This is a genomic window from Flavobacterium sp. HTF (assembly GCF_003105115.1).
Taxonomy (GTDB): Bacteria; Bacteroidota; Bacteroidia; order Flavobacteriales; family Flavobacteriaceae; genus Flavobacterium.
Genome location: NZ_QETH01000158.1, coordinates 1 through 5,154 on the forward strand (window position 1 = coordinate 1; position 5,154 = coordinate 5,154).

The 5,154-nt window shown below is 34.6% G+C and carries 4 protein-coding genes and 1 pseudogene; all 5 read right to left on the bottom strand.

Annotated features, from left to right (window positions below):
* A pseudogene (locus tag DCO46_RS22205) lies at window positions 1-316 on the bottom strand (polysaccharide biosynthesis protein); the annotation flags it as partial.
* Between the two features lie 30 nt (window positions 317-346).
* Window positions 347-1,339 (bottom strand): hypothetical protein, encoded by a 993-nt coding sequence (locus DCO46_RS22210; protein WP_116754647.1) that lies wholly within the window; start codon window positions 1,337-1,339, stop codon window positions 347-349.
* A 9-nt stretch (window positions 1,340-1,348) separates the two neighbouring features.
* Window positions 1,349-3,028: a DUF6909 family protein gene (locus DCO46_RS22215; RefSeq protein ID WP_116754648.1), complete on the bottom strand. Its 1,680-nt coding sequence runs from the start codon at window positions 3,026-3,028 to the stop codon at window positions 1,349-1,351.
* 40 nt (window positions 3,029-3,068) lie between these two features.
* Entirely contained in the window at window positions 3,069-4,553 is a 1,485-nt protein-coding gene (locus DCO46_RS22220) for a GH3 auxin-responsive promoter family protein (protein WP_116754649.1), read from the bottom strand.
* A gap of 11 nt (window positions 4,554-4,564) precedes the next feature.
* The gene (locus DCO46_RS22225) at window positions 4,565-5,068 is read right to left on the bottom strand and encodes a peptidase (protein ID WP_116754650.1); all 504 of its coding nucleotides are present in this window, start codon (window positions 5,066-5,068) and stop codon (window positions 4,565-4,567) included.
* Window positions 5,069-5,154: the final 86 nt, after the last annotated feature.

The window sequence follows — 5,154 nt, forward strand, 5'->3', positions numbered from 1 at the left end:
ATGATGCCAATAACAGGATCTCAATCATTTTTGAATATATTTTATTTAATTCTCCTGAAGATGTTTTACTCGCCAACCTTCCTTTAAAGTATAAAGTTGACTGACCAAAACCCAACAGGCAAATACTTCCCACAACTATAAGTAAAGTACGGGCAAAATCATATTGACCAACAATTTTCGGGCTAAAGGATTTCGTGAGAAAGACCGTAAAGCCAAATAAAAGAAGTGCTCCTGAAATTCTCAAAAACAAAGTAACAATACTTTTCTTTAAGAAAGAATTGCTTCTGATTTTATCAAAAATGTTATTTGTTTTCAATTGATTTCATGGTGCTTAACAAGTAAAAAATTAAACTTTATTTACCTGAGATTTTAAAAGCTGTTTTCTATAAAATTTCTGAAACAAACTAATAAAAACAAAAAGAACAAGAAAGAAAACCGGAAGTAAAAATTTGAAATTTCCATTCACAATTTTATTATCATTCATGTTCAGTGTAGTGCTAATTTCTTTGATCGTTTTGTCAGAACTTATCAGTTTCAACCTGTTTTTTCCTTGTTCGATAACCAGCTTTTGCTTGGTTTTTATAATATCATTAAGTTGTGTGTTCTCACTGTAATACACCAGCTTATCACTTTTTACATTGCTTTTTGCCGTATTCGAAAAACCATTTAAAACGTTGTCAATCTGGGCAATAATCGTATCATTTTGAGTAATTTCCTGCTCAAGGTTTTTGTACCCGATTTTTTGAGCGGCAGTGAAATATTCCGAATCATTTAAATATTTTAGTAATGGTTCAATGACCTCTTTTTCATTTATCACTTCTTTTGAAATAAAAGAAATGGTATGAAGACTGTAATTTTTACTGGTTACATTATCTTCCAGCACCTTTTTAACTTCGCCAACCTCAGCCATCAGTTTTATAAGCTCAAAGTTTTGTTCTTTGTCTTCAATAAATTTGTAAACATCTGCAATTGGTTTAATTTCAATCTTACTGATATTTTGCGGATTTGAAATACCTACTACATTTTTCAGGAACCCGGCATCTCCGGCAGCAACTTTAGCCTGTATTAAATCGATTTTTGAATATAAATAATCAACACTTCCAAAATTTGGCGTTACAACCACCTGATTCTGAAAACTTTTTTTATTTGAATCTAAATACCATCCTAAACCAAAACCCAGAATAACTAAAACCATAGCCAGGATCCAGTTTCGTAAAAAAAACTGAATAGACCTAAAAACAGATTCGTTTATTCTGTCAAAGAAATTGCCAATGCTCGTTGAAAGCTGGAAAATATCAATTTCCTGATTATCGTGATTATGGGGTACTTTTGTACTCATTTATAAGTTCTATTTTACGTTGAAAATCTGTTCCAAAATTTTAATAGTAATCAGGTACGTTGGTTTTACGCCTGTTGTTCCCAGTCCGCCTGAAGCCAGTGTACTTCCTGTTTCCAAAGGATTATCCGAAGCATAATATGCATAACGCACTTTGATATCCTGAGGCACACTTTTTCTGATTTTTGATGCCGACTGTATGGCTTTTTGGTAATAAGAACCTTCCATTTCAAGACCAATTACCCCCCAGGTTGATTCATGAAAGAATTTTAATAAATCCCTGTTTTGCAGTGACGTTCCTAAAACGGTAACCATTGCCCCTTCAAAAACAGCAATGTCATTTCCTTCAAACATGTCGCCGGTTAATTCATTTTCAAAGAAATAATTATCAGCCGTTCCTTCGTTTATATGTGCCGTCGGGATCATAATATCTCCTTTTCCGCCTTCCAGGATTCCGGCTTTACCCATTATCGAAACTGATTTTACATTCAGTAAAGTGTCTTTTTTATAGGGTTTCAAAAGCTCATCGATTGTTTCATAAGCCTGCTCTCCAAAAGCATAGTCCATCACGATGATAACCGGTTTTTCTTCGTCTAATTTTGCTTTTGCAAAAGCCGTTTTTGCCCAGTCAATTTTGGCGGTATCAAAAATCTGAACGTCTATATTTGTTCCTGATGTATCAGGCAGCGAAATCATTCCGTTTTTTAGTGCCAGTTCTTCAACCAGACCTCTTGTTTCTTTAGCTCCTGATTTGCTTAATTCTTCATAAATGAAAAAATCAGATTTGTCCTTGAATTTTGTTTTCAACAACGGAGTTGCAAAAATAGAGTTCATCACACTGTGCATGTTAGCACTTATAACATGTATCGGACGTTTTAAAAGATTATTGGTTTTTAAAACTTCCTTGATGTTTGTCGCCCAGATTTCTCCGTGAATGTGATGCCCTAAACGTTCTCTTAAAACAGGACTAAAAGTTATAGTTCGTTTATTGTTCTCTATTACTTCTTCAATCGCTAATTTTCCCAGCCAGTAAATTACATTTAAAAAACGATCCGGCTCATTTTCCGAACCAAAAGCGTCATAAATGTCCAGAACTTCTTCAAAAGTCCTTGCTAAAATATTGGCAACATGCGAAATTGCTTTTTCTTTTTCAATCTGAGGCAGTTTTTTGGTCTGCATAACAGCCTGTTCCAGTTTTAGCCAGTCGCGTGAAACTTCTCCGCCATCATCTACCAGAACCCTGTTTTTTATTTTGTGGGATTCTATAAAAATAAATGTCAAATGCGTCAGGATATCATAAATGTCAGATCGCCCGCGGGTAATTTCAACATTCATTTGCTCTTCGTCAATCCGGTAACAGTTTCTTCTTCTTTTTGGAGGAACAATAGGTTGAAAATGTGATTTTGAATATCCTTCATCTGAAGTCAAATTAATAAAACGGCATTGCTCAATTCCTATAGGAAGACGTTCTATTACATATAAAAGCCCGTTTAATTCTACCTTTTCTTCTCCAATATTCCCGTAAATTTCCGGACGTAATGCCAGTAAAGATTCACGTAAACTATCGCCGGAAACTCCCATAGGTTTATAAAAACCACGGTTGAATAAATGGCGCATTGTAATGTACATTTTTTCGATTGCCGCAGATGATTCCTGCGCTCTTGATCTTGATATATGTTTGGTTTCTTTCATTCTATTCTGTTTTTTCGAACTTATAAATATAAGTTGTTTTTTATTTTAAATTATCCGCAATATCCCTGTTATTAGATAATCTTGGAATTTTATTTTGTCCGCCCAGTTTTCCCTGCGATTTCATGTATTCCTGAAAACCATTCTTGGAGACTTTTGTAACGACTACTTTCTGTAAAACATTTCCCGTAATCAAATCATCATAATAAATGTTTTGTTTTCTCATCGCGCTGTCAATTGCTTCTGCGAATGCTTCTATACTTTCCGGTTCGTTTTCAAATTCTACAAACCATTCATGATAAGGCAATCCTGTTGTTGGCGTAATTTGTGGCGCAACTGTAAATTCGTTTATTACGATATTGGTTTCGGCTGTGGCTTCTTTCATTGCATTTTCTACTTCGTTGGCAATCACATGTTCTCCAAAAGCAGAAATGTAATGTTTGATTCTGCCCGAAACAATAACACGATGCGGAAATAATGAGGTAAACTGAACTGTGTCACCAATATTATAACCCCAGAGTCCGGCATTTGTTGAGATAATCAGGGCGTAATTTACACCCAGCTCTACTTCACCAATTGTAAGCCTTTTTGGGTTTTCTGCAAAAAAATCCTCTGCTTTTATAAACTCATAAAAAATTCCTGAATTCAAAAGCAAAAGCATTCCTTTTTCTTTTTGAGAATCCTGATAAGCAAAAAACCCTTCTGATGCAGGAAACAACTCAATGCTGTCTACTTTTCTGCCAATCATTTGTTCAAACTTGGCGCGATAAGGTTCATAATTTACTCCTCCGTAAATAAACAAATTGAAGTTTTTAAATATTTCGCCTATTTTGTTCCCGCCGCTTTTTTCCTGCAGACGTTCAAAATACATTTGCACCCAGGACGGAATTCCGGAAATCACCGACATATTTTCTTTTATAGTTTCACCTACAATAGCATTTACCTTGGTATCCCAATCCTCAATACAATTGGTTTCCCAGGAGGGCATTCTGTTGCGCTGTAAATATTTCGGAACAAAATGAGCTGCAATTCCTGAAAGTCGTCCAAATTTAATTCCGTATTTTTCAGTTAAAATCGGACTTCCCTGCAAAAAAATCATTTTTCCGTCAACAAAATCGGTATTTCCTGTTTCGTTTATGTAATGCAGGATGGCATTTCGCGCCGCATTGATATGCGAAGGCATCGATTCTTTGGTTAGCGGAATATATTTTGCACCCGAAGTGGTTCCTGAGGTTTTCGCAAAATAAATTGGTTTTCCTTTCCAGAGAATATTCTCTTCCCCAATTTTCACTTTTTCAATATAAGATTTCAAATCTTCATAATCCCGCACAGGAACATTCTTTTGAAAATCTTCAATTGTGTTTATGGCATCAAAATGATGGTCTTTTCCAAATTCAGTTTCTTTGGCATCTTTTATCAGGCTTTCAAAAACTTTCAATTGGCTTTCGACTGGTTTGCTGGCCCAGTTAAGTGTTTGGTTGTATATTTTCCGGGCAAATATTTTTGCCGCAATTGACTTAATTGACATTTCTGGTGGTATTATTTTTTGTCACTTTTGTTTTTACTTCGGGAATTTTCGCCTGACTCTTTCTCTGTTTTTTCTACTTCCTCTCTCAATTTAATCTCTTTTTCAGATGCTTTCATGTCAAGATCAGGAGATTCATGGGTTTCAGACAAAATAGAATCTTTGTTGAACTTTGCATAATCCAGTTGTCCGGACAACACTTTCTGAACTCCTTTTATATAAGCTTCATTTTTCTGCAAAGCCCTTTCTAATGAATCAGATTTTATAGCCAGTTGTGTTGCATCTTTCTTTAGCTGTGAAGACGAATATCCGGGAATAAATTCGCGTAAAGATGTAAAAGCAATAATGTAAGTAGTAATTAAAATAAGAAATATCCCTCCTAAAGTAAAGGTTACAAAGACATTCATTAAGGTAAGTTTGAACGAAAAAATTTCTTCAAAGGTATCTTCATTCAAAATTACCAGACGGTTTTTGATGAATAGTTTTTTTCTAAAATTGAATTTTTTCTTCTTCTTCATATCTGATTATACAAGCAAATATAGTAATTAATAGTATTGCTGATGCTGGTCAGTATTTTATGAATCTGCTAAATTTTTGATTTTAT